The organism is Burkholderia sp. SRS-25 (assembly GCF_004343765.1).
GTDB lineage: Bacteria > Pseudomonadota > Gammaproteobacteria > Burkholderiales > Burkholderiaceae > Burkholderia > Burkholderia contaminans.
In genome coordinates this window covers 18,843-39,936 of sequence record NZ_PTXM01000039.1, presented here as the reverse complement: position 1 = coordinate 39,936, position 21,094 = coordinate 18,843, and the positions used below count along the sequence as shown (strand labels likewise).

The 21,094-nt window shown below is 67.2% G+C and carries 25 protein-coding genes; 13 read left to right on the top strand and 12 right to left on the bottom strand.

Annotated features, from left to right (window positions below; genetic code table 11):
• Window positions 1-33 precede the first annotated feature (33 nt).
• The 7 genes from pqqB to C5O79_RS36295 all read left to right on the top strand — a co-directional run bounded on the left by pqqB (window position 34) and on the right by C5O79_RS36295 (window position 5,184).
• Entirely contained in the window at window positions 34-957 is a 924-nt protein-coding gene (pqqB, locus tag C5O79_RS36325) for a pyrroloquinoline quinone biosynthesis protein PqqB (protein ID WP_046549649.1), read from the top strand.
• A gap of 2 nt (window positions 958-959) precedes the next feature.
• Window positions 960-1,679, top strand: coding sequence for a pyrroloquinoline-quinone synthase PqqC (gene pqqC, locus C5O79_RS36320; RefSeq protein ID WP_039369437.1), 720 nt, complete (start codon window positions 960-962; stop codon window positions 1,677-1,679).
• A complete protein-coding gene (gene pqqD / locus C5O79_RS36315) occupies window positions 1,676-1,957 on the top strand; it encodes a pyrroloquinoline quinone biosynthesis peptide chaperone PqqD (RefSeq protein WP_039369440.1) in 282 nt (93 codons plus the stop codon). Before pqqC ends, pqqD begins: the two co-directional genes overlap by 4 nt.
• Window position 1,958: 1 nt before the next feature.
• Window positions 1,959-3,098 carry a pyrroloquinoline quinone biosynthesis protein PqqE gene (pqqE, locus tag C5O79_RS36310; protein WP_124619740.1) on the top strand — a complete coding sequence of 380 codons (1,140 nt, stop codon included), beginning with the start codon at window positions 1,959-1,961 and terminating at the stop codon, window positions 3,096-3,098.
• 243 nt (window positions 3,099-3,341) lie between these two features.
• Window positions 3,342-4,019 carry an energy transducer TonB gene (locus C5O79_RS36305; protein ID WP_160310344.1) on the top strand — a complete coding sequence of 226 codons (678 nt, stop codon included), beginning with the start codon at window positions 3,342-3,344 and terminating at the stop codon, window positions 4,017-4,019.
• 14 nt (window positions 4,020-4,033) lie between these two features.
• Window positions 4,034-4,765, top strand: a complete 732-nt coding sequence (locus C5O79_RS36300; protein WP_047849499.1) for a MotA/TolQ/ExbB proton channel family protein — start codon at window positions 4,034-4,036, stop codon at window positions 4,763-4,765.
• Complete coding sequence (locus C5O79_RS36295; RefSeq protein ID WP_047849500.1) at window positions 4,762-5,184, top strand: biopolymer transporter ExbD; 423 nt, start codon at window positions 4,762-4,764, stop codon at window positions 5,182-5,184. The genes C5O79_RS36300 and C5O79_RS36295 overlap by 4 nt, the downstream gene beginning before the upstream one ends.
• Window positions 5,185-5,244: 60 nt before the next feature.
• Here C5O79_RS36295 and C5O79_RS36290 read toward each other — a convergent pair whose 3' ends face one another.
• Entirely contained in the window at window positions 5,245-5,583 is a 339-nt protein-coding gene (locus C5O79_RS36290) for a helix-turn-helix transcriptional regulator (RefSeq protein WP_124474520.1), read from the bottom strand.
• Between the two features lie 79 nt (window positions 5,584-5,662).
• Between C5O79_RS36290 and C5O79_RS36285 the strand changes: the two genes are divergently transcribed.
• Window positions 5,663-6,562: a hypothetical protein gene (locus C5O79_RS36285; RefSeq protein WP_046549644.1), complete on the top strand. Its 900-nt coding sequence runs from the start codon at window positions 5,663-5,665 to the stop codon at window positions 6,560-6,562.
• A gap of 207 nt (window positions 6,563-6,769) precedes the next feature.
• On the top strand, window positions 6,770-7,003 hold the full coding sequence (locus C5O79_RS38755) for a hypothetical protein (RefSeq protein ID WP_046549774.1): 234 nt from the start codon (window positions 6,770-6,772) through the stop codon (window positions 7,001-7,003).
• A gap of 103 nt (window positions 7,004-7,106) precedes the next feature.
• Here C5O79_RS38755 and C5O79_RS36275 read toward each other — a convergent pair whose 3' ends face one another.
• The 7 genes from C5O79_RS36275 to C5O79_RS36245 all read right to left on the bottom strand — a co-directional run bounded on the left by C5O79_RS36275 (window position 7,107) and on the right by C5O79_RS36245 (window position 12,715).
• Complete coding sequence (locus tag C5O79_RS36275) at window positions 7,107-8,114, bottom strand: aldo/keto reductase (RefSeq protein ID WP_046549643.1); 1,008 nt, start codon at window positions 8,112-8,114, stop codon at window positions 7,107-7,109.
• A 51-nt stretch (window positions 8,115-8,165) separates the two neighbouring features.
• Complete coding sequence (locus C5O79_RS36270) at window positions 8,166-8,492, bottom strand: carboxymuconolactone decarboxylase family protein (RefSeq protein ID WP_131932245.1); 327 nt, start codon at window positions 8,490-8,492, stop codon at window positions 8,166-8,168.
• A gap of 132 nt (window positions 8,493-8,624) precedes the next feature.
• On the bottom strand, window positions 8,625-9,518 hold the full coding sequence (locus tag C5O79_RS36265) for a LysR family transcriptional regulator (protein ID WP_039369467.1): 894 nt from the start codon (window positions 9,516-9,518) through the stop codon (window positions 8,625-8,627).
• 67 nt (window positions 9,519-9,585) lie between these two features.
• Window positions 9,586-10,476 (bottom strand): alpha/beta hydrolase family protein, encoded by an 891-nt coding sequence (locus C5O79_RS36260; RefSeq protein WP_046549640.1) that lies wholly within the window; start codon window positions 10,474-10,476, stop codon window positions 9,586-9,588.
• Between the two features lie 97 nt (window positions 10,477-10,573).
• Window positions 10,574-11,314 (bottom strand): alpha/beta hydrolase, encoded by a 741-nt coding sequence (locus C5O79_RS36255; RefSeq protein ID WP_131932243.1) that lies wholly within the window; start codon window positions 11,312-11,314, stop codon window positions 10,574-10,576.
• A complete protein-coding gene (locus C5O79_RS36250; protein ID WP_046549638.1) occupies window positions 11,311-12,117 on the bottom strand; it encodes a DinB family protein in 807 nt (268 codons plus the stop codon). The genes C5O79_RS36255 and C5O79_RS36250 overlap by 4 nt, the downstream gene beginning before the upstream one ends.
• A 166-nt stretch (window positions 12,118-12,283) precedes the next feature.
• Window positions 12,284-12,715: a YciI family protein gene (locus C5O79_RS36245; protein ID WP_122476649.1), complete on the bottom strand. Its 432-nt coding sequence runs from the start codon at window positions 12,713-12,715 to the stop codon at window positions 12,284-12,286.
• Window positions 12,716-12,924: 209 nt separating this feature from the next.
• On the opposite strand from C5O79_RS36245, the gene C5O79_RS36240 reads away from it, so the two are divergent.
• Entirely contained in the window at window positions 12,925-13,155 is a 231-nt protein-coding gene (locus C5O79_RS36240) for a hypothetical protein (RefSeq protein WP_046549636.1), read from the top strand.
• Between the two features lie 42 nt (window positions 13,156-13,197).
• Here the strand turns inward: C5O79_RS36240 and C5O79_RS36235 are convergent, their stop codons facing one another.
• The 4 genes from C5O79_RS36235 to C5O79_RS36220 form a co-directional block, all read right to left on the bottom strand.
• Window positions 13,198-13,569 carry a hypothetical protein gene (locus C5O79_RS36235; RefSeq protein WP_226148099.1) on the bottom strand — a complete coding sequence of 124 codons (372 nt, stop codon included), beginning with the start codon at window positions 13,567-13,569 and terminating at the stop codon, window positions 13,198-13,200.
• Window positions 13,517-14,938: an MFS transporter gene (locus C5O79_RS36230; protein ID WP_122476647.1), complete on the bottom strand. Its 1,422-nt coding sequence runs from the start codon at window positions 14,936-14,938 to the stop codon at window positions 13,517-13,519. Before C5O79_RS36230 ends, C5O79_RS36235 begins: the two co-directional genes overlap by 53 nt.
• A 165-nt stretch (window positions 14,939-15,103) precedes the next feature.
• Complete coding sequence (locus C5O79_RS36225) at window positions 15,104-15,865, bottom strand: ABC transporter permease (protein WP_039369495.1); 762 nt, start codon at window positions 15,863-15,865, stop codon at window positions 15,104-15,106.
• Between the two features lie 3 nt (window positions 15,866-15,868).
• Window positions 15,869-16,813, bottom strand: coding sequence for an ABC transporter ATP-binding protein (locus C5O79_RS36220; protein ID WP_039369498.1), 945 nt, complete (start codon window positions 16,811-16,813; stop codon window positions 15,869-15,871).
• A 434-nt stretch (window positions 16,814-17,247) separates the two neighbouring features.
• On the opposite strand from C5O79_RS36220, the gene C5O79_RS36210 reads away from it, so the two are divergent.
• The 3 genes from C5O79_RS36210 to C5O79_RS36200 all read left to right on the top strand — a co-directional run bounded on the left by C5O79_RS36210 (window position 17,248) and on the right by C5O79_RS36200 (window position 21,085).
• A complete protein-coding gene (locus C5O79_RS36210) occupies window positions 17,248-17,544 on the top strand; it encodes a cupin domain-containing protein (protein ID WP_046549632.1) in 297 nt (98 codons plus the stop codon).
• A 617-nt stretch (window positions 17,545-18,161) separates the two neighbouring features.
• A complete protein-coding gene (locus tag C5O79_RS36205; RefSeq protein ID WP_122476644.1) occupies window positions 18,162-19,760 on the top strand; it encodes a DUF2957 domain-containing protein in 1,599 nt (532 codons plus the stop codon).
• A gap of 71 nt (window positions 19,761-19,831) precedes the next feature.
• Window positions 19,832-21,085 (top strand): DUF2957 domain-containing protein, encoded by a 1,254-nt coding sequence (locus C5O79_RS36200; protein WP_122476642.1) that lies wholly within the window; start codon window positions 19,832-19,834, stop codon window positions 21,083-21,085.
• The last annotated feature ends 9 nt before the right edge of the window (window positions 21,086-21,094 follow it).

Genomic DNA, 21,094 nt, shown 5'->3' with positions numbered 1-21,094 from the left:
GATCGGCGCGGGCGGCCTCGGGAGCTGACGCCCATGAAGATCAAGATACTCGGCTCGGGAGCCGGCGGCGGCTTGCCGCAATGGAACTGCAATTGCGCGAACTGCCGCCGTGCGCGCAGCGGAAGCGGCCACGTACTGCCGCGCACGCAGTCGTCGATCGCGGTCAGCGACGACGGCATCGACTGGGTCCTCGTCAACGCGTCGCCCGACATTCTTTCCCAGTTGCGCGCGGATCCGGACCTGCAACCGGCGCGCGCGATCCGCGACAGCGGCATCGCCGCGGTCGTGCTGTGCGATGCGCAGATCGATCACGTGACGGGCCTGCTGATGCTGCGCGAGCGCTCGACGCCGCTGCCGCTCTATGCGAGCGCGCCGGTGCTCGACGACCTGTCGACCGGCTTGCCGCTCGTGCCGCTGCTCGGCCATTACTGCGGCGTCGCCGCGCATACGATCGTGCCCGGCGAGCCATTCGAAGTGCCTGCCGCGCGCGGCATCCGTTTCACCGCGATTGCCGTCGACAGCAAGGCGCCGCCTTATTCGCCACGGCGCGCGTCGGCCGCGCCCGGGGACAACATCGCGCTGTCGATCGAAGACGTCGAGAGCGGCCGCCGCGCGTTCTATGCGCCGGGGCTCGCGACGGTCACCGACGACGTGCGTGCGGCCATGGACGGCGCCGATCTCGTGCTGGTGGACGGCACGTTCTGGACCGGGACCGAGATGATCGATCTCGGCCTGTCGGGCAAGCACGCAGCCGACATGGGCCACCTCGCGCAGTGCGCGGAACACGGGCGGCCCGGCATGATCGACTGGCTCGACACGCTGCCCGCGCGTACGCGCAAGGTGCTCACGCACATCAACAACACGAACCCGATTCTCGATCCGCATTCCGTCGAGCACGCGCACCTGCGCGCGCACGGCATCGACGTCGCACACGACGGCATGCAATTCCAGGTCTGACGATGAACGCACCGATCCCCGCTACGGCGTTGCACGCGACGCCCTGGACCGCGACCGAATTCGAGACGCGCCTGCGTGCGCTCGAATCGCGCTACCACATCCATCACCCGTTCAACCGGCGGCTCAACGGCGGCGCCTGTTCGCCCACGCAGATCCGCGGCTGGGTGGCAAACCGCTTCTACTACCAGATCAACATCCCGCTCAAGGATGCGGCGATCCTGTCGAACTGCCCCGACCGCGACACGCGGCGCCGCTGGATCCAGCGGCTGGTCGATCACGACGGGCAGGGCGACAACGAAGGCGGCATCGAGGCGTGGGTGCGGCTCGGCGAGGCATGCGGTCTCTCGCGCGCCGAACTGTGGTCCCTCGAGCACGTGTTGCCGGGCGTGCGGTTCGCAGTGGATGCATACGTGAACTTCGCGCGGCGCGCGCCGTGGCAGGAAGCGGTGTGCTCGTCGCTGACCGAGATGTTCGCGCCGCAGATCCATCTCGACCGCCTCGCGGGCTGGCCGTCGCATTACCCGTGGATCGAACCGGCCGGGCTGCATTACTTTCGCAGCCGCGTGCCGCTCGCGCAGCGCGACGTCGAGCATGGCCTCGCGGTCACGCTGCAGCATTTCACGACGCCGGATGCGCAGCAGCGCGCGCTCGGCATCCTGCAATTCAAGCTCGACATTCTGTGGTCGATGCTCGACGCCGTCGAAAGGGCCTATCCGCTATGAACGCGATCGAAGCCGCCAGCGGCGTGCCGCTGCGCCCTTGCCTCAGTGGCATGTACCGCCTGCAATGGGAGGCGGCCCAGGATGCCTACGTGCTCCTCTATCCGGAGGGCATGGTCAAGCTCAACCCGAGCGCGGGCGAGATTCTCGCGCGTTGCGACGGCACGCGCGAACTGGACGACATCATCGGCGAACTCGAGCGCCTGTTCAGGCAGTCGGATCTCGCGACCGACGTCTATCGTTTCCTCGATCATGCGCGGCTGCGCGGCTGGCTCGACTGACATGGCCCCCGACACTTCCCGTCCATCCGCGCCGCTGTGGCTGCTCGCGGAACTCACGTACCGTTGCCCGCTGCACTGCGCGTTCTGCTACAACCCCGTCGACTTCGCGGCGCACGGCGCGGAACTCGATACCGATGCATGGCGCACGGTCATCGGCGATGCGCGCGCGCTTGGCGCCGCACAGATCGGCTTCTCGGGCGGCGAACCGCTGCAGCGTGACGACCTCGAGACGCTCGTCGCGCATGCGCGCGGGCTCGGCTTCTATACGAACCTGATCACGTCGGGTGTCGGGCTGAGCGTTGCCCGCATCGAGCGGCTCAAGGCGGCCGGGCTCGACCACATCCAGTTGTCGCTGCAGGATTCGACGCGCGAGCTGAACGATTTCCTGAGCAGCACCCGCACGTTCGAACTGAAGCGCGGCGTTGCGCGGCTGATCAAGGCGCACGGCTACCCGATGGTGCTCAACTGCGTGCTGCATCGCTACAACCTGCCGCACGTGGGACAGATCATCGAGATGGCGCTCGACCTCGGCGCCGATTACCTGGAACTCGCGAACACGCAGTATTACGGGTGGGCGATGCTGAACCGCGACCAGTTGATGCCGACCGTCGAACAGGTGCGCGAGGCCGAGGAAACGGTCAACCGCTATCGCAAGCTGGTGGGCGAGCGCTGCAAGATCCTGTTCGTCGTGCCCGACTATTTCGAGCGGCGCCCGAAGGCCTGCATGAACGGCTGGGGCTCGGTGTTCCTGGGCGTAGCGCCGGACGGCACCGCATTGCCGTGTCATGCCGCGCGGTCGCTGCCCGGACTCGCGCTGCCGAACGTGCGCGACTGGTCGCTGCGGGAAATCTGGTACGACAGCGACGCGTTCAACGCGTTTCGCGGCGACGGCTGGATGCGCGAGCCGTGCCGCACGTGCGACGAACGGCATGTGGATCACGGTGGATGCCGATGCCAGGCCTACCTGCTGGCCGGCGACCCGAAGGAGGCCGATCCGGTGTGCGAAAAGTCCGCGCACCATGGCCAGGTCGAGCAGGCCGTGCAATTCGCGCGTCGTGGCACGCCGCGCGACGAGCAGCCGCTGATTTTCCGCAGCCGGGAGAATTCGCTGGCGCAATGCGGAGCCGCGTGCGATTGCTGAGGGCGCGCGGCGAAGACGGCGGGCGTGAACGGGGCAGGGCGAGGCGATGGAGACCGTGGCGATCGATACGCAATCCTCTTCATATGGGCGATCGGGTGCGTACACGCGAGGATCATTGAACGCCGGATGGAGGGTGCGATGAGTACGGCTGCCTTCGATACGCGAGCGGCGGGCGGCTCATATCGATTCGCCCGCAATCGTTCCCGTCGCCGCGGAATGTGCGTCGCGTCGACCGTGGCCGTCGTGAGCGTGCTTCATGCAGGCGTATTCGTCCTGCTTGCACGCGAGCCGGCCGTGCGAAGCGTGCCCGTGCAACGGCAGGTGATGGTGGCGACGCTGATTCCGCCGGAACCGGCGCAGGAGGTATCGATGGTGGCGACTGCCGCGACGCGGCCGAAGGCGGCGTCGCACACGACACGTGGGGCGAATGCCGCGGCCCGATCGTCAGCGGGCAGCGCGTTGCAGCCAGCCGGGCCCGTTGCACCGGTTCGCGCCCGGCAGCGTGTCGGTGATGCGCTTGCGCCGCCGCGGCCGGTGCCGTTCGCGGCGGCGATCGAGCGACGCGAGGCGCCGCACGTCGACGCGGCTTCCGGTGTCACGCCGACGCAAGCCGCGTCACCGGCACCTCCGGCGCCTGCGATACCGCGCTTCGTCGCGCATCCCGAATGTGCGCTGGTCACTCCAGACTACCCGCCGCAGTCGCTGCGCGCGGGTGAGCATGGCACCGCGCTCGTCGAACTCGAAACCGACGCGGCAGGCCGGGTCGTCGCCGCGCGGATCGTGGCCGGCAGCGGCTCGCCGCGTCTCGACGCGGCGGCGCGCGACGCGGTGCTGGCGAGCCGCTGCGCGCCGCATGTGGAAAACGGCGCGGCGTTGCCCATGCGGGCGCGCGCGCCGATCACGTTCAATCTCGACGAATGACAGGACACTTCATCATGACAGTCTACGGAATCGGTCACGTATGGGCGCAGGGCGACGCGATGACGCATGCGGTGGCGCTGTCGCTCGTCGCGATGTCGATCGCGTCGTGGGCGGTGATCGTGATCAAGTCGATCGAACTGATTGGCGTCCGGTGGCGCGCGGGGGACGTGGAAGCCCGGCTGCGGAACGCCGACGGGATGCGCGCACCTGACGTGCAGGGCGTGCCGTTCATCGATATCGTGCGCGCGGGCGAAGCGGCGGTCGCGCATCATGAAGCGAGCCGGCACCGGCTGCACGACCGCGTCGACGCGAGCGACTGGCTGTCGCGCAGCCTGAAGACGTCGGTCGACGAATCGGCGGCACGCATGCAGCGCGGGCTGGGCGTGCTCGCGTCGATCGGCAGCACCGCGCCGTTCGTCGGCCTGCTGGGCACCGTCTGGGGGATCTATCACGCGCTGCTGTCGCTCGGTGCCGCCGGCGATGCGAGCCTCGATCGCGTGGCCGGGCCGGTTGGCGAGGCGCTCGTGATGACGGCATTCGGACTGTGCGTCGCGATCCCGGCGGTGCTCGGCTATCACGCGCTGGTGCGATTGTCGCGCGATATCGTCGCGCGCCTGAACCGCTTCGCGCATGGGCTGCACCTGTTCCTGCTCACGGGCAGCGGGCCCTCGGCGGCTGCATGCGCCGGACGCGCGGCCGGAATGCCGGCCGACCTGCGGCCGGCTCCCGACGGAGCACGAGCATGAATGACGATGCGGCCGGTGGCAACGACGGGATGGCCCTGGCGGCGGACATCAACATGACGCCGCTGATCGACGTGATGCTCGTGCTGCTGGTGGTGTTCATGGTGACGTTGCCGGTGCTGCATCACGCCGCGCACGTGACGCTGCCGCAGGCGGCGAGCGCGCGCGAGGCGCGGCCCGGGCCGCACGTGGATGTCGCGATCGACGCCAGCGGCGGCGTGAGCTGGGACGCGCATCCGGTGTCGAGTGCCGAACTGCAGGCGCGCCTTGCCGCGGCGGCTCGCGCCACGCCCCAACCGGAAGTGCGCCTGTCGGCCGATCGCGCGGCCCGCTACGACAGCATCGCGAAGTTGCTGTCGGCGGCACAGGCCGCCGGCATTGCAAAGGTCGGTTTCGTCACCGATCCCGCCGCCGGCCGATAACACGCGGCGCGCTGCTGCCGCGCCAGCGATGCGACCCGGCGGCACCGCCCGGCCGCGACGTTATCCATCATCTGCCTTCGCCTGCAACCCCTTCAGCCCCTGGATCACGACCAGCAGCGCGCGCCCGTGCTCATCCGACCCGTCCCACGCGTCGACGATCGCGTCGCGCAGCAGGTCGTTGAACTGGCGGCGCGACGGCCCGGTATCGACACCATAGAAATTGCATAGCTTATTGAATGGCGCGCTGCGGCGCAGCCGGTGCCCGTTCGACAGCCTCAGGCGCGATACGGTCGGCTGGCTGACCCCGGAGAGTCGCGCTATTTCGCTGGACGAGCGTGTATCTGCCATCAAGCGGCGCAACAGGTCTTGAACGGGAAAATCTTGGTCCGGGGCTTCCATGCGATGCATTATACATATACAGTTACGGCTGTTGAATGGGCTTGCTGTCACCGGCGAGGCTGTATCCCCGAGAAAGTTGATGACACTGAAACACCTCCCACCCACGTTCTGCTGGACCAAGATCGGTACCGAGTCCGGCGAGGAACTGCCGACCGTCGTGCTCCGCAAGGAATGGGAGCGCCGGCTCGGGGGCGGGCGTTTTCTGTGGGGCATCAACCAGCCGCTCGGCAGCAGCGCGCAAGTCGCCGCGCATCGCACGGGCTCGCTGCTCGCGCTGTTTTCGCCGGTCGCATCGCGCCCGCGCGCCGGCGAGCGGAAAGACATGCTGCTGTGGAATGCATGGGTCGACGCAAGCGGGCAGGTGCGTCCGCTGCCGCCGCACACGTTCATCGCCAGCCGCTCGACCTTGCCGTCGGGCCGGCGCCGCGAACAGCACTACGCGCTCGTGTGCGCGTCGTCCACCGCACTGACGGTCGGCACGCAGTTGCGCGTGTTTCCCGATCACCTGCGCAGCGTGAGCACCGGCCAGCCGCTCGGCGCCGCACAGGGGGCGGCCGTGGTCGATTGCGTCGGGCGTGCGAAGGAGCAGACGGGCAAGAGCTATCCGCTCGCGCTGTCGGTCGAGCTCGAGGCACCGTATTTCGTGCGGCTCGCGCAGCCGTGCGTGCTGAAGGCGCGCGATCTCGCGGAAGTGAACAAGGCCACGCGTGCGGGCGATTTCGATCGCTTCGTCGAACTCGTCGCGCGCTTGCGCGGCCGTTCGCCGACGGACGCCGTGCGCGGTGTCACGCGCGATCTGTTCGATGCGCCGCCGATCGAAACGGCGGCCGCGTATGTTGCGCCCACGCACGCGGCGCGCTTGCGCAACCGGCCGGCGGTCGAGCACCCGCGTGATCTCACCGGCGACCTGTTCGACCTGTCGCCGGGTGAAGCGGCCGCGTTCGCGGGCCTTGCGCTTCCCCGTATCGGGCGCGCGTGAAGAAACGCGCGCAGCAGGTCGCGCAAGAATTTGTTGCAATCTCGCCATAGCGGAGCGGCGAGCGCAGAGAGACAATCGGCACGAAGCGCGCTGCGCGGCGGCCGATGCGTCGATACTCGATGGGTCGTGGTTCACGCCGCCGACATGCGCACCACGCACACTGAGCGTCGGCGTGCTTCACACTGCAACCCTGAGGGAGAAGTGTCGATGTCGACCCACATCTGTTCGCGGGAAGCCCGGGCCGCGCAGCGCTTCGTCGAAGCCACGCGCAATGTCGATCAGGCGTTTCGCGCCGTGCGCGGCGAAAGCGACGACGACGTTTCGTCGGCCGAATACGCACGCGCGATGTCGCGCCTCGACCGCGCGCTCGACGAGCTGGCGCGTGCGCAGGAATTTTTCGATCGCGTAGTCAGCGCTGACGCAACCGCGCACGAAAACTGATCGAGCTGCATCAACGTGAAAGCGCGTCGAGCGACGCGCTTTCATCATCATCATCCTGCCGGGCTTCGCGCCCGGCATGTCATTCACGCATCCCGTTCCGACTTCAGACCTTGCGGCCTTCGACCGGATAGCCGGGATCGGTATAGCCGTGCGTCGACGCATGCCCGGGCGGCACGAGCGAATCGACGAATCGTTCGTCGTCCGGGCCGAGTTCGAGCGTCAGCGCATCGATGTAGCTGTCCCAGTGCGCTTCGGTGCGCGGCCCCGCGATCGTCGAGCTGACGATGCGGTTTTTCATGACCCATGCGAGCGCGAACGCAACCGACGTCGTGCCGCGCGCGGCGGCATGCGCGGCCACCTGCTGCGCGATGTGCAACGATTCGGGGCGCCATTCCGTTTGCTGGATGCGACGGTCGCCGCGGGCCACGCGTGAATCGGCGGGCGGTTGCGCATCGACTGCATATTTGCCGGTCAGTACGCCGCGCGCGAGCGGGCTGTACGGCACGACGCCGATCCCGTAGTGCGCGGCGGCCGGAAGCTGTTCGACCTCGGCCGTGCGATCGACGAGGTTGTACAGCGGTTCGCTCGCGACCGGGCGATCGATGCCGAGCTGATCCGCGAGCCGCACGATCTCGGCGATGCGCCAGCCCTTGAAGTTCGACAGCCCGAAGTAGCGCACCTTGCCTTGCCGGATCAGGTCGGCGATCGCGCGCATGCCTTCGTCGAGCGGCGCATCGGTCAGCGCGCGATGGAAATAGAGGATATCGATGTAATCGGTGCCGAGCCGCTTCAGGCTCGCGTCGACCGATTCGACGATCCATTTGCGCGACTGGCCTTGCCGGTTCGGCCCCGCGTCGGGTCCGGCCGGATAGCCGAACTTCGTCGCGACGACCCAGCTGTCGCGACGCGACGCAATCGCGCGGCCGACGACTTCTTCCGAGCGGCCGGCGTGATAGACGTCGGCCGTGTCGATGAAATTGATGCCCTGGTCGAACGCCTTGTCGATGATGCGCGCCGATGTCGCTTCGTCGGTCTCGCCGCCGAACATCATTGCGCCGAGACACAGCGGCGACACCTTGAGCGCGCTGCGCCCGAGATAGCGGTAATCCATGAAGGCTCCATGCGGGCGCGTGCCCGCCGGTTGATGGAAGGGCGCCCGCGCTTACACGCCGGCTTCGTCGAACGCGCGCTGCGCGATCGTGAGCGCCGAGCTTGCGGTCGGCCAGCCCGAGTAGAACGCGAGGTGCGTGATCGCTTCGACCAGCTCGTTGCGCGTGAGGCCGTTGTCGAGCGCTTTCTTCAGGTGGAACGGCAGTTCGTTGACGCGATACAGCGACACGAGGCTCGCCACCGTGACGAGGCTGCGATCGCGCGGCGACAGGCCGGGGCGCTGCCAGACGTCGCCGAACAGCACGTTGTCGGTGTAGTCGGCGAGGGCGGGGGCGATGGCGCCGAACGCTTTGCGTGCGGCGGAAGTCGGTTCGGACATCGAGGGCTCCGGGGAAAGTGGGGAACACCGTCGATGGTAGCCACCGATGCGTCTATCGATAATCCCCGCCGATCCGCATGCACTTATCGACGCGATTCATGAATCGGCGCGCATCGGCGGCGCCGCGTCGGCTCATGCGCGATAGCGCAGCGCGTCGACGATCACGGCAAGCGCGCGCGACGACTGCCGCCGGCTCGCGTAGTACAGGTGATGGCCGGGGAACGTCGGGCACCAGTCGTCGAGCACGCTGTCGAGGCGGCCGGCGGCGACATGCGGCGCCGCGAGTTCGGCGGGCACATAGGCGAGCCCGTAGCCCGCGAGCGCCGCATCGAGCGTTTCGTAGGTCCCGTTGAACGTGACCTGCCCGTCGACGCGCACCTGCAGCATGTCGTCGCCGCGCGCAAGTTCCCACGCGTACAGCGCGCCGTGCGTCGGCAGGCGCAGGTTGATGCAGTCGTGCGCGAGCAGATCCTGCGGCGACACGGGGCGCGCGCGTTCCGCGAAATACGCGGGCGCGCCGACGATCGCCATCTTCATGTCGGCCGAGATGCGTACGGCGATCATGTCCTTCGCCACCTGGTCGCCGAGCCGCACGCCGACGTCGAAGCGTTCCGCGACGATGTCGGACAGCCCGTAGTCGTTCACGAACTCGACCTTCAGGTCGCGATAGTCGCGCAGGACCGGCGCGAGCTTCGGCCACAGCAGCGTGCGGATCACGAAGTCGGTCGCGTTGATGCGCACGGTGCCCGCGGGCTGGTCGCGCAGTTCCGCGAGCGCAGCCAGTTCGGCCTCGATTTCGTCGAAGCGCGGTGCGAGATTGAGCAGCAGGCGCTCGCCGGCTTCGGTCGGCGCCACGCTGCGTGTCGTGCGCGTGAGCAGCCGCACGCCGAGGCGCGTTTCGAGCGAGCGGATCGTGTGGCTGAGCGCGGATTGCGAGACGCCGAGCTGAGCGGCCGCCCGCGTGAAACTGCGCTCGCGCGCGACGGCGATGAAGGCGAGGAGGTCCGCAAAGTTGTCGCGCGGCATGGAAGGTGTCGGGTGGTCGATGCCCGCGCATCGTACCACCGGGTTCGCCGGGCCGCGTCGCGGCGCGTCAGCCCGCGCGCGTCATGCCCGGCGCATGGGGCGCGGGATGATACGCATAGCCGCGCTGCTGGAACGACGTCGCGAAGAACCGCATCTGGTAGCGGATCGCATTCGCCCAGTAATCCCACGTATGACCGCCCGGTCGCTCCGCGTAGTCGTGCGGCACGCCGAGCGCGACGAGCCGTTCGTGCAGCGTGCGGTTCGAGCCGACGAGCGCGTCGTCGCGGCCGCAATCGATCGTCAGGTCGAGATGCGCGCGCACGAACGCGCTGGCGCTGGCGACGATCACGTTGCGATCCCAGAACGACGGATGGCGGCCGGGGTCGCCGAACACGTGTGCGATGCCAGGCTCGTCCGAGCAGCAGCGCGGATCGACCGCGCCGCTGATGCTGCCGACCGCGCCGAACGTGTCGGGCCGGTCGAGCGCGATGCGCAGCGCGCCGAAGCCGCCCATGCTGAGCCCGGTGATCGCGCGGGCACGCTGCGTCGCAATCGTGCGGAAGTGCGAATCGACGTACGACACGACTTCGTCGCCGATGAAGGTTTCGTAGCGGCTGCCCGAGTCGAACGGGCTGTCGATGTACCAGCTCTCGTGCCCGCCGTCGGGCATCACGAGGATCACGTGGTAACGGTCGGCCAGCGCGGCGATATGCGTGTTCGACGTCCAGTCGGTGTGGTCGCCCCCGGAGCCGTGCAACAGGTAGACGACCGGATAGCGATCGCCGTCGCGGGCGCCGCGCGCATAGGCGTCGGGCAGCACGACGGTGGCCTTGAGCGTCTCGTTCATCGCGGCGCTGGGAATCACGACGACCCGCGCGTGAAATGCGAGAGCAGGGCCCGAAATGGCGAGCAGCAGAATCAGCCAGAAAGCGCGTGCCAGGTTTGTCGATCCTCGCATGTGTCGATCCCGTCCGGCGCAGACGCCGGGAAAACCCTGTTCTGGCGACTCTAGCAACCGCGCCTTTCAACCAAATTTCGGCGAATCCTACGGGTTGTCAGGCGGGCGACGCGGACACGATGCGCCCGAGCGCCGCGCGAAACGCATCGGGTTGCTCGGCCGGGATCAGGTGCCCGCAGCGCTCGATCGTGTCGAAGCCGGCGCAGCGCGCGAGCGCCCAGTCGGGCAGGTGCCAGCCAGCGCGCGAGCGTTCGCCGGCCATCAGCCAGACCGGATGACGCTCGAACACCTGCGCGAGTGCCTGCAGATAGCCCGGTTCGCCCGTCGTCGCGACCACCGAGCGGCCCATCGCGCGCAGCGTCGATGCGGGTTGATGCGCGAGCCAGCGGCGGGCGTCGTCGAGCAGGCCCGGCGACGGCGCGTCGATCGCGCGGCGCAGCCAGCCTTGCGGATCGGCACGCAGGCCGTCGAGCATCGCATCGGCTTCGGCAGGCGTCATGCGGCCGACCGACGCCGACCAGAACGCGTCGTCGAGCGTGAAGTTGCCCTCGACGTTGACGATCCGCCGCACGCGTTCCGGGTGCGCATGCGCGAACAGCATCGCGATCGCCCCGCCGACCGAATGGCCGACGACATCGACCGGCTGTGCGCCGAAGTGCGTATCGACGGTATGGCGAAGGTGCTCGACCTGCGCAGCGAGCGTGATCGCGTCGAACGGCGTCGCGCGATGCGTGCCGTAGCCGAGCAGGTCGGGGGCGAGATGCGGGCCGTTCCACCCGCGCACGTCGAGCGTGCCGATGAAACCGTGAATGAAGACGACGGGCGTGGTCGGGATCATGGGGCGGGCGCGGAAGGAAGGGGCGGCAATTCGAGTTCGGCGAGCAGTTCGTCGAGTTCGAGCACGTGCGTGCGGTCGTGGTCGAGCAGCTCGCGCACGAGTTCGTCGAGCGACATGCGGCGGATGCCGTCGCGCAGCCCGCAGCGGGCGAGCTGCGCGGAATCGAGCGCGGCCGCGGTTGCACACAGCGCGGCGCGGCCCGTGCGGAATGCCGTGACGGCAGCGTCGAGCGGCTGCGCGAGATAGTCGCGTTGCGCGGCGAGCGCGGTGCCGTCGACGGATGCAATCACGGGCAGGTCGAGCGTGCGTACGGCGTCGATGCGCTCGGCGAACACCGCGTCCAGATCGCGCAGGTGGCACGCATGCTCGACGAGCGAGAAGCCCGTGCCGTCGGGGCGGCGTGTCCGCAGCGCGGCCGGCACATGTGCCGCGTACGCGGCGAGCCGACCGGGCAGGCTCGCCAGCGCGGCGATGACGCCGGCGAAAGGCAGCACCTGCGGATACGCGCTGAACACCGCGCCATAGCTGAACGGCGTGCCGCCGAGCCGCCCGCGTGCCTGTACGACATCGTGCCCGTGGCGGCGCATGATTTCCGCGACCATCGCGCCGCAGAACTGGCGGGCCGTGGTGTCGGTGTCGATTTCGGGGAATTTGTGCGCAATCTCGTGCTGGATCGCACCGATCGCGGCGACGCCGACGCGCGACAGCGCCGCGAATTCGACGTAGCGCTCGGGTTGCGCGATCAGCGCTTCGAGCTGGGTGCCGAGCGCGGTGATGCGGAAACGGTCGAAGCGGGAGTGCATGACGGAAGGATTTCGCCGAGTAACGTTTCAAAACGATACGTTACTCGGCGGGGCCGCGTCAATTGGTTCGACGGAGCGAGGTGATGCATCCCGGTCATTGCCGTCTGGTAGCCCCGGCGGTCCCCGGGGGCGCCGCGCTGCGCGCGATCTGCGCTCCGCCTGCCGCTCAGGACTTCTGCCGCGCGTCGATTTCCTCACGCATCCGCGCTTCCTGCTCCTGCAACTCGGGGGTGAGCGCCGCGCCGAAATCCTCCGGCGAAAAGATTTGCCGGATCTCGATGTCCGATTCGACGGGCATCGGGTTCGGGCAGCGCTTCACCCATTCGACGGCTTCGTCCATCGACTTCACTTCCCACAGCCAGTAGCCGGCGATGAGTTCCTTGGTTTCGGCGAACGGGCCGTCGATCACCGTCCGGTCCTTGCCGGAGAAGTGCACGCGCTTGCCGCGCGAACTCGGATGCAGCCCTTCGCCGGCAAGCATCACGCCGGCTTTCACGAGTGCTTCGTTGTACTGGCCCATTGCGGCCAGCAGTTCGGTGTCGGGCATCGCGCCCGATTCCGAAATGGCGGTTGCCTTGACGATGACCATGACGCGCATTGCTGTTTCTCCTTGAGCAGGCGTTGACGGGAGCCGCCGGCGGTGCCGACGGCAAACCGATCGGTTACGACAACACGACGCGTGAAGATGGCGCGAATCGACATTGTGCGTGAAGAATTTTTGCGTGCGGCCGCACCGGCGGGGCCTGCTGCGGAACCGTTCGCCAAAACTGGTATGCTGATCTTCACCACGTTCGCGCGGAGGACGCCATGGCTGCTAAGGAAGTCTCGAAGAAGAAGTACCTGAAAATCCTGAACAAACGCTTGCGCGCCGAGCCGGCGGCCCCGGCCGGCGCGTCGTTTGTCTTTTTCCCGCTGGGTGCGAAGGCGAAGAACGCGACGGGTGTCGTGTCCGGCGACACGCGCAGCAAGCGCGAACTCGCGGTGATGGCCGCGGTGCAGCGCAAGGCGGCCGAAGAGTTCGTCGTCGCCGGCGCCTGACCGGAACCTGCTGCACCGCCGCTGGATTGCCGCCTCCGCAACTTACGCGGCGGCGGCCTCGCAATGCGCGATCGCGCCGGCGAGCACGCGCGGGATGTCGTGCGTGATGGCCGGGCCGTGCGTGCAGATCGGAGGCGCGTACGCGACGAGCGCCGGATTGGCCGCGAGGAAGTCGGGCAGTGCGCGCCTCTCGTCGACCTCGAAATGCGGAACGATCACGCTGCTCACCATCGACGGCGTGGTGCCGGCGGCCGCGAGGCTCGCGGCCAGTTGCGGAAAATTCGAACGCGTGCGCGTTTCGATGCAGACGACGTCGCCGTTCGGCGACGGACGAAGAACTGGCTGAAGCCTGATCAGGCGCTCAGGAGAGCTTGTCTGCCGCAGCCGCGTACCTGCCGCCGCCGCCCGCTTCATCACCCGCTGCGAGCTGTTCCAGCGCGAGGCCCTTCGTCTCGATCCCGAGCGTCCACACGGCAAGCGCGGCCGCGATGAACGACAGCGCGCCGAGCGTGAACACGCCGCCCTGGCCGAACACCGGCAGCACGACGCCGACCACGTAAGGCCCGATCAACGAGCCGACGCGCCCGATCGCCGACGCGAAGCCCGAGCCCGTCGCGCGCGCGCCGGTGCCGTACAGCTCCGGCGTATACGTGTACAGCGCGGCCCACATCCCGAACAGGAAGAACTGCATCGCGAGGCCGGTGCCGATCAGCAGCGTCGTGCTGCCGCCGTACAGCGCGCTCTGGCCGTACGCGTACGCCATCACGGCGCCGCCGATCAGCGACGCGATGCAGGTCGGCTTGCGCCCCCAGCGTTCGACGAGCCATGCGGCGCACAGGAAGCCCGGCACGCCGCCGAGCGAGATCAGCACCGTGTAGAACACCGATTTCGTGACCTCGAAGCCGGCCTGCTGCAGCAGCGCGCCGAGCCACGACGTGAGACCGTAGAAACCGAGCAGCGCGAAGAACCACAGCAGCCACACCATCACCGTGCGGCGGCGGTACACGCCGCTCCAGATTTCGCGCAGCGCGCCGTGGCCACGTGCGACGACCGGCTCGGCGAGCCGCGACGGCGGCGGCAGCGTCGTCACGCCGGCCGAGCGCATCACCTTCGCCTCGATCGTGCGCATCACCGTGTCGGCTTCCGTTTGCCGGCCCGCATGCTCGAGCCAGCGCGGCGATTCCGGAACGATGCGGCGCACGACGAGCACGAACACGGCGGGAATCGCGAGCAGCGCGAACACCGTGCGCCAACCGAATTGCGGCAGCACGAAGTACGCGACGATGCCGGCCGTGATGAAGCCGAGCGGCCAGAAGCCGTCCATCAGCGCGATCAGGCGGCCGCGCTTCTCGGTCGGCACGAATTCGGACAGCAAGGTCTGGGCGACCGGGAATTCCATCCCCATCCCGATCCCGAGCAGCACGCGGTAGACGATCAGCGCGTCGACGCTCTGCGCGGTCGAGCACAGATAAGAGGCCGCGCCCCACAGCACCATGCTCCACTGGAACACGGGCCGGCGGCCGAAGCGGTCGGCGAGCAGGCCGGCCACGGCCGCGCCGAGCACCATCCCGAAGAAGCTCGCGCTCGCGACGAGGCCGGCGGCCGCGGTCGATAGCCCGAACTCCTTGCGGATCGAGCCGAGCACGAACGTCATCGTGCCGAGGTCGACCGAATCGAAGAAGAACGCGATCGCGATGATGAAGAAGATCCGCTTGTGATAGCCGGAGAACGGCAGGCGTTCGAGCCGGGCGGCGGCGGAGGCGGGAGCGGTGGCGGCGGGCATGGCGTCCTCTGAAATGAAAAGGGGCCTCGCAGCGCATGCTCCAAGGCCCCGATGCTTCGGTATTCAGTAGACGCGACCACAAAATGCCGCATCAGAGGAAAAGCGCCGCCTGCTTGCCCAAATGCGTCATCGGCGGCCGCGCGGGGTGCGGCCGTCGCGCATCAATTAGTTCTTCAGCTTGTAGCCGGTGCGGAACATCCACGCGACGATCGCCAGCAGGATCACGAGGAACAGCGACGTTGCGCCGAGGCTGACGCCCACGTGCACGTCGGCGATCCCGTAGAACGACCAGCGGAAGCCGCTGACCAGGTAGACGATCGGATTGAACAGCGTGACGACGCGCCACGCGGGCGGCAGCATGTCGACCGAGTAGAAGCTGCCGCCGAGGAACGTGAGCGGCGTGATGATCAGGAGCGGCACGAGCTGCAGCTTCTCGAAGCTGTCGGCCCAGATGCCGATCACGAAGCCGAACAGGCTGAACGTGACCGCCGTCAGCACGAGGAACAGCACCATCCAGAACGGATGCAGGATGTGCAGCGGCACGAACAGGCCGGCCGTGGCGAGGATGATCACGCCGAGCAGGATCGACTTCGACGCGGCCGCGCCCACGTACGCGATCACGATCTCCCAGTACGACACGGGCGCGGAGAGAATTTCGTAGATCGTGCCCGTGAAGCGCGGGAAGTAGATGCCGAACGACGCGTTCGAGATGCTCTGCGACAGCAGCGACAGCATCACGAGCCCCGGCACGATGAACGAACCGTAACCGATGCCGTTCACGTCGCTGATGCGCGAGCCGATCGCGGAGCCGAACACCACGAAGTACAGCGATGTGGAAATCACCGGCGCGATGATGCTCTGCATCAGCGTGCGGCGCGTGCGGGCCATTTCTGCGCGGTAGATCGCGCGGATGCCATGCCAGTTCATGCGTCAGGCTCCTTGCGTGCCGTTGCGGCGGTTGTCGATCAGGCTGACGAAAATGTCCTCGAGCGAGCTCTGCGTCGTGTGCAGGTCGCGAAAGCCGATGCCGGCCGAGCCGAGCGCGTTGATCAGTTTCGCGATGCTCGCGTCGTCGCGCTGCGAGTCGTACGTGTAGACGAGCGCGGCGCCGTCGTCCGCGCGTTCAAGCCCGAACGGCGCGAGCGCGGGCGGCACGTCGGCGAGCGGGTGCTCGAGCTGCACGGTGAGCTGCTTCTTGCCGAGCTTGCGCATCAGCTCGTGCTTTTCCTCGACGAGCACGAGCTCGCCGCCGAGGATGATGCCGATGCGGTCGGCCATTTCCTCGGCTTCCTCGATGTAGTGCGTGGTCAGCAGGATCGTCACGCCGTTGTCGCGCAGCGAATCGACGAGCTTCCACATGTCTCGGCGCAGCTCGACGTCGACGCCGGCCGTCGGCTCGTCGAGGAACAGGATGCGCGGCTCGTGCGACAGCGCCTTCGCGATCATCACGCGGCGCTTCATGCCGCCCGACAGCGTCATCAGCTTGTTGTCGCGCTTGTCCCACAGCGACAGCGCCTTCAGCGTCTTCTCGATGTACGCGGGATCGGGCGCCTTGCCGAACAGGCCGCGGCTGAACGACACGGTCGCCCAGACGGTTTCGAATGCGTCGGTCGTCAGTTCCTGCGGCACGAGGCCGATCATTTCGCGGGCTGCGCGGTATTGATCGCGGATGTCGTGGCCGCCGACCGTCACGCGGCCTTCGGTCGGTGTGACGATGCCGCAGATCGAACCGATCAGCGTCGTCTTGCCGGCGCCGTTCGGCCCCAGCAGCGCGAAGATCTCGCCGGGGCGGATGTCGAGGGTCACGTGCTTCAGCGCCTGGAAGCCGGACGCGTAAGTCTTGGAGAGGTCGGAGACGGAAAGGATCGGTTGCATGCTCACGGATGGCACGGCCGGCCGGCGCGACGGCGTGCGCCGCACGTGCCCGGCGTCGCCGCCGCTGCGAAGCGGCCGGGACCGGGGACGGCATGGCGAACGGGCGTCATGTCGAACGGCGTTGTGGTGCGGGATCGCAGGACCGCCATATTAGCAATCGGTAGATGGAAATGCATTCTCGTGGAAAGGGCATGCGTTGTCGGTGCCGGATTTGCGGGAAATGGCCACGAATTTCTCAATAAAGCTGCGATTTATTTGAGCCGTACGAACAATGCGGAGTGTTTTCGGCGAACCGGGCGGCGAGCGCGTTTCGGCTCGGCGGCGGCGCGGCCGGCCGGACGACTGTGCCGCCCGAAGGCCGTCGCGCCGTACCGGGACGGCATGCGCCGCGCTCGCGATAATGCGTTCCTTTCATCGTTCACGGAGCGGCGCGCATGTCTTTGGTCGATTTCAAATCCGTGGCGGCGGCGCAGCCCGCCGCATGGAAATCCACGATCGTCGGCGAGGTCGGGCCGGCCAGGATCAAGGTGCTGCGCATGGATGCGCAGGCTTACGAAGCGGAAGTGCACGACTACAACGAGGGGCTGCTGGTGCTCGACGGCCGGATGATGCTCGAGGTCGCAGGCGAGACGATCATCGTGGAGGCCGGGCAGATGTACCTCGCGCTTGCCGGTGTGCGTCATGCGGTGCTGCCGGGCAGCCACGGCACGCTCGCGATCATCGACGTGTAAGGTTGCGCCGCAACATGCGGGCAGGCGGCTCAGGCCCGGCTGGCGTGGCCAGGCGCGGATTGGCGGTCGCCATTCAAACGCGTGTTATACAGCCTGGGTATTTGTCTGAGCAAATAAAATGAAGGCTGTTTGAAAATCTGTTAAATACCGTGTAAACGCTAGGATCGCGCGGTTCCGGTCGTTTGGAACTCTGCATCCATTTACTTGTAGGTATCGTCCGATCATAGTCTCGACAAACGACGCATCACGATAACGAATCAAGCGTACGGATGGAGACCCATACATGAGACGCCTATCCGCGGGGCCAGTCGGACTGCCGTTTCCCGTTTTTTCGCTGAATGCAGGCGCGATGCAGATCGCGTGCCTGCGTTGCCCTCTCGCCGTGTAGCGGCGAACCATTTCCCGTTTCGATCGTTCTCACGGCGCCTTGCTGCCTGACGGCGCCGGGGGAGAGCGCTTGCCTGCCGCCGCGGCGTGTGCCGCATTTGCCTGACCGGCATCGCGGCCGTCTTGCGCGCACCGTCATGCGCCGCGCTTTCGTGCCGCGGCGCGATACCAACCGGCGGGCCATGCAGCCTGTCCGGACGAGACTTGTCGTACCTGAAAAGGAGGGGTTGATGATTTGCATTCCTGAATGGCGGAAGGCGATTCTGTCGTGCGCGGTAGTCGCTTTACCGTTCGTCGCCGGTTGCGGCGGCGGCGACGATCCGGGGCCGATCAATGTGCCGCAGTGCTCGGGCAGCGCATGCGGGCCGAGCGGTGCCGAAACGACGCCGCCCGTCGTGACGAAGCTGTGTCCGGATGCGCTCGATTACACGACGACGTATACGGGCGGCGCAGGCAGTGGCGAGTATGTGAAGGTGAAGTTCGATACCACGAAGCTCACCTACCAGATGCAGTTCCTGGAATCGTCGGTGCCGACGTCGGCAGGGCAAGTCAACAACACGCGCGCGGGCCTGACGATCAGCGGCGCATTCCATCATCCGACCACGCTCCCGACCGCCGAGCAGAACCGCTGCGCATTCGTGCTCGACAGCGGCGCGACGAGCGACGGTGCGTATTCGGTGACGATCAACCGTGCCGATCCGCCGATGCTGTTCGTCGGCAATGGCGTGGTGGGCGGGGGGATTCCGGGTGCGACGATTGCGTTCGCCGGTATTCCGCTGCTCCCGGGCGTCACGCTCGGCGTCGTACCGTCGCGCACGTTCGATTTCTATCCGTTCATCGGCTTCACCGACACCGAAACCGACTTCACGAAAGTGGCGGGCAACTACAACGAGGTAGGCATCCATCTGTCGCCGATCGGCGGTGATGGTCAGAGCCCGACCGGGCCGGTCGGCTGGGAGTCCGACGTCGTCAACTGGAATCAGACGTTCAATGCGGACGGCTCGTGTTCGATCACGCAAGGCAGCGACTACTCGTGTCAGACGACCGGGACGCCGTGGACGCGGCGCAACAACGCGGACGGATCGGCCGACAACGTATTCGTGAGCAATCCGGCTGTGGGGCAGGGGTATCCGATTGCGGGGCAAGGTTCGACGCTGATCATTGCACCGAGTCAGGCGAAGGGAATCATGATCGTCGGGAGATTGAACGGCGTACTTGTGCCGATTGTGATTCGAGTGGGCTACACGCACGTCGATACGGTCAATCTGCTCGCATCGGTCGCCGATGCCGAAGTCGGTATCTCGATGCTTTCGTCGACGAAAGCGATTGCCGCGAACTCCCTGAAGGGCGGTTATATCGGCGCGACCAGTGCATCCGCATGCGGCATCGTGACCTCCAGTGGCCAGGGGAACAAGTTGACGTCGGCGGGGCCGAGCTTCAACCCGAACGTGCCGCACCCTGACCTGCCGGGTACCTTCACCAATAACGCCTTCTATTCGGTAGCAGGCAGTTGCAACGACGGTACTGCCGTGTCGACGATGGCCGCGAACTATACGTCGACGCTGTTCCAGGGGGCTACCGCGGCGTTCATCGATCCGCAGACGTCGTCGGTGACCTCGCAGTTCGGGCTCGACTACACGCAGGCGACACCCGGCAAGATCAAGGTCACGGCCACGCAGAACTTCAACGCGAAGGGCGCCGGCGGCGACGTGGCGATCTTCAAGAAGGGCGATACGGGCTGGATCGTGACGGCCGGCAACGTCTACGCGATGGTCGTCAACAACAGCCAGGTCAACCCGTTCTTCACGGTCGGCGCGTTCGTCCAGTAACCCTGCGTTGAACACGTAACACCGGCGGCGCATGCGTCGCCGCCGGCGAATCGAATTTCAAGAGGATTCCTATGAATTTGAAGCAATGGATGGCCGCGGCGTCGCTCGCGCCCGTGCTGGCCGCCTGCGGCGGCGACGGCGACCCGCCGCCCGCGCCGGCGGTCCGGCTGTGCCCGCAGACGATCGACTACAACACGGTGTTCATCGGCGGATCGGGTTCGGGCGAACTCGTGAAGGTGCAGCTCGACACGACGAAGATGACGTACCGGATGACCTACCTTGCGTCGCCGGTGCCGACCACGACGGGCACCGTGCAGCCGACGCGCGACACGGCACCGGCCAACGTGGTCGACGGCACGCTCGCTGACGAAACGGGGCTGCCGACGGTGAAGCTGAACCAGTGCACGTTCCGGATGCAGAACGCGAGCCTCGACCCGACCCGGCCCGCGCGGCTATTCCTCGGCGAGGGCGTGCTGGGCGGCGCGATTCCCGGCGCGACGATCCAGTTCGACGGCGTGATCGGCGTCGGCAAGATCACGAAGACGACGTTCCCGTACTACCCGTTCATCAGCTTCTCGTCGCTGGAAACCGACCTGACGAAGATCGCAGGCAAGTACAACCAGCTCGGCTATCACCAGGTGCCGTCGCAGAGCTTCCAGCCGGTGGCGCTCGACCAGCAGGTGACGATCAACGCGGACGGCAGCTACGTCGAAACCGACAACTTCGGCAAGAAGAACGGCGGGCAGCCGCTTGCGTCGAGCGCGACCGTGAACCAGCCGTTCACGCTGCGGCCCGATGCGCCGGCGTTCCAGTCGCTCAACTACCTGCCGCAGATTCCGCCGACGCTCGCGGCGGTCGATCCGGCGAAGGCCGGCAAGGGGATCCTGATCGTCGGCAAGCTGCGCAACCAGCTCGTGCCGATCTTCATCCGTACGGGTGCGGCCAACGCGGACCTCACGCAAGGGCCGCCGAGCGCGGACGACGAATCGGGCATTTCGTTCCTGAGCCCGCAGACGGCGATCGCTCAGGGCTCGCAGAACGGCGAGTACACGGGTGTCGACAGCGCGTTCAACTACCGCGCGACCGCGCTCGTCGGCGCGCAGGCCACGCTGCTCGATCCGTTCAACGCGTCGCAGGCCGCGCTCACGCGTGCGCTGAACCTCGACTACACGCAGAAGGTGCCCGGGGTCGTCACGACCGTGCATGCGGATGCGGCATCGGGGCCGGCGACCGGCAAGTTCGTGTTCACCGGCGGCGTATTCGGGTTCCTCGACATGAACGATACGAGCAACCCGTACTTCACGGTCGGCGCATTCGTGCAGTGACGCACGCCT

Excerpts from the sequence above, each read along its gene's own strand:
- pqqB (WP_046549649.1), top strand. The coding sequence starts at position 34 with ATGAAGATCAAGATACTCGGCTCGGGAGCCGGCGGCGGCTTGCCGCAA.
- pqqC (WP_039369437.1), top strand. The coding sequence starts at position 960 with ATGAACGCACCGATCCCCGCTACGGCGTTGCACGCGACGCCCTGGACC.
- pqqD (WP_039369440.1), top strand. The coding sequence starts at position 1,676 with ATGAACGCGATCGAAGCCGCCAGCGGCGTGCCGCTGCGCCCTTGCCTC.
- pqqE (WP_124619740.1), top strand. The coding sequence starts at position 1,959 with ATGGCCCCCGACACTTCCCGTCCATCCGCGCCGCTGTGGCTGCTCGCG.
- C5O79_RS36300 (WP_047849499.1), top strand. The coding sequence starts at position 4,034 with ATGACAGTCTACGGAATCGGTCACGTATGGGCGCAGGGCGACGCGATG.
- C5O79_RS36295 (WP_047849500.1), top strand. The coding sequence starts at position 4,762 with ATGAATGACGATGCGGCCGGTGGCAACGACGGGATGGCCCTGGCGGCG.
- C5O79_RS36290 (WP_124474520.1), bottom strand. The coding sequence starts at position 5,583 with ATGGAAGCCCCGGACCAAGATTTTCCCGTTCAAGACCTGTTGCGCCGC.
- C5O79_RS36285 (WP_046549644.1), top strand. The coding sequence starts at position 5,663 with ATGACACTGAAACACCTCCCACCCACGTTCTGCTGGACCAAGATCGGT.
- C5O79_RS38755 (WP_046549774.1), top strand. The coding sequence starts at position 6,770 with ATGTCGACCCACATCTGTTCGCGGGAAGCCCGGGCCGCGCAGCGCTTC.
- C5O79_RS36275 (WP_046549643.1), bottom strand. The coding sequence starts at position 8,114 with ATGGATTACCGCTATCTCGGGCGCAGCGCGCTCAAGGTGTCGCCGCTG.
- C5O79_RS36270 (WP_131932245.1), bottom strand. The coding sequence starts at position 8,492 with ATGTCCGAACCGACTTCCGCCGCACGCAAAGCGTTCGGCGCCATCGCC.
- C5O79_RS36265 (WP_039369467.1), bottom strand. The coding sequence starts at position 9,518 with ATGCCGCGCGACAACTTTGCGGACCTCCTCGCCTTCATCGCCGTCGCG.
- C5O79_RS36260 (WP_046549640.1), bottom strand. The coding sequence starts at position 10,476 with ATGCGAGGATCGACAAACCTGGCACGCGCTTTCTGGCTGATTCTGCTG.
- C5O79_RS36255 (WP_131932243.1), bottom strand. The coding sequence starts at position 11,314 with ATGATCCCGACCACGCCCGTCGTCTTCATTCACGGTTTCATCGGCACG.
- C5O79_RS36250 (WP_046549638.1), bottom strand. The coding sequence starts at position 12,117 with ATGCACTCCCGCTTCGACCGTTTCCGCATCACCGCGCTCGGCACCCAG.
- C5O79_RS36245 (WP_122476649.1), bottom strand. The coding sequence starts at position 12,715 with ATGCGCGTCATGGTCATCGTCAAGGCAACCGCCATTTCGGAATCGGGC.
- C5O79_RS36240 (WP_046549636.1), top strand. The coding sequence starts at position 12,925 with ATGGCTGCTAAGGAAGTCTCGAAGAAGAAGTACCTGAAAATCCTGAAC.
- C5O79_RS36235 (WP_226148099.1), bottom strand. The coding sequence starts at position 13,569 with ATGAAGCGGGCGGCGGCGGCAGGTACGCGGCTGCGGCAGACAAGCTCT.
- C5O79_RS36230 (WP_122476647.1), bottom strand. The coding sequence starts at position 14,938 with ATGCCCGCCGCCACCGCTCCCGCCTCCGCCGCCGCCCGGCTCGAACGC.
- C5O79_RS36225 (WP_039369495.1), bottom strand. The coding sequence starts at position 15,865 with ATGAACTGGCATGGCATCCGCGCGATCTACCGCGCAGAAATGGCCCGC.
- C5O79_RS36220 (WP_039369498.1), bottom strand. The coding sequence starts at position 16,813 with ATGCAACCGATCCTTTCCGTCTCCGACCTCTCCAAGACTTACGCGTCC.
- C5O79_RS36210 (WP_046549632.1), top strand. The coding sequence starts at position 17,248 with ATGTCTTTGGTCGATTTCAAATCCGTGGCGGCGGCGCAGCCCGCCGCA.
- C5O79_RS36205 (WP_122476644.1), top strand. The coding sequence starts at position 18,162 with ATGATTTGCATTCCTGAATGGCGGAAGGCGATTCTGTCGTGCGCGGTA.
- C5O79_RS36200 (WP_122476642.1), top strand. The coding sequence starts at position 19,832 with ATGAATTTGAAGCAATGGATGGCCGCGGCGTCGCTCGCGCCCGTGCTG.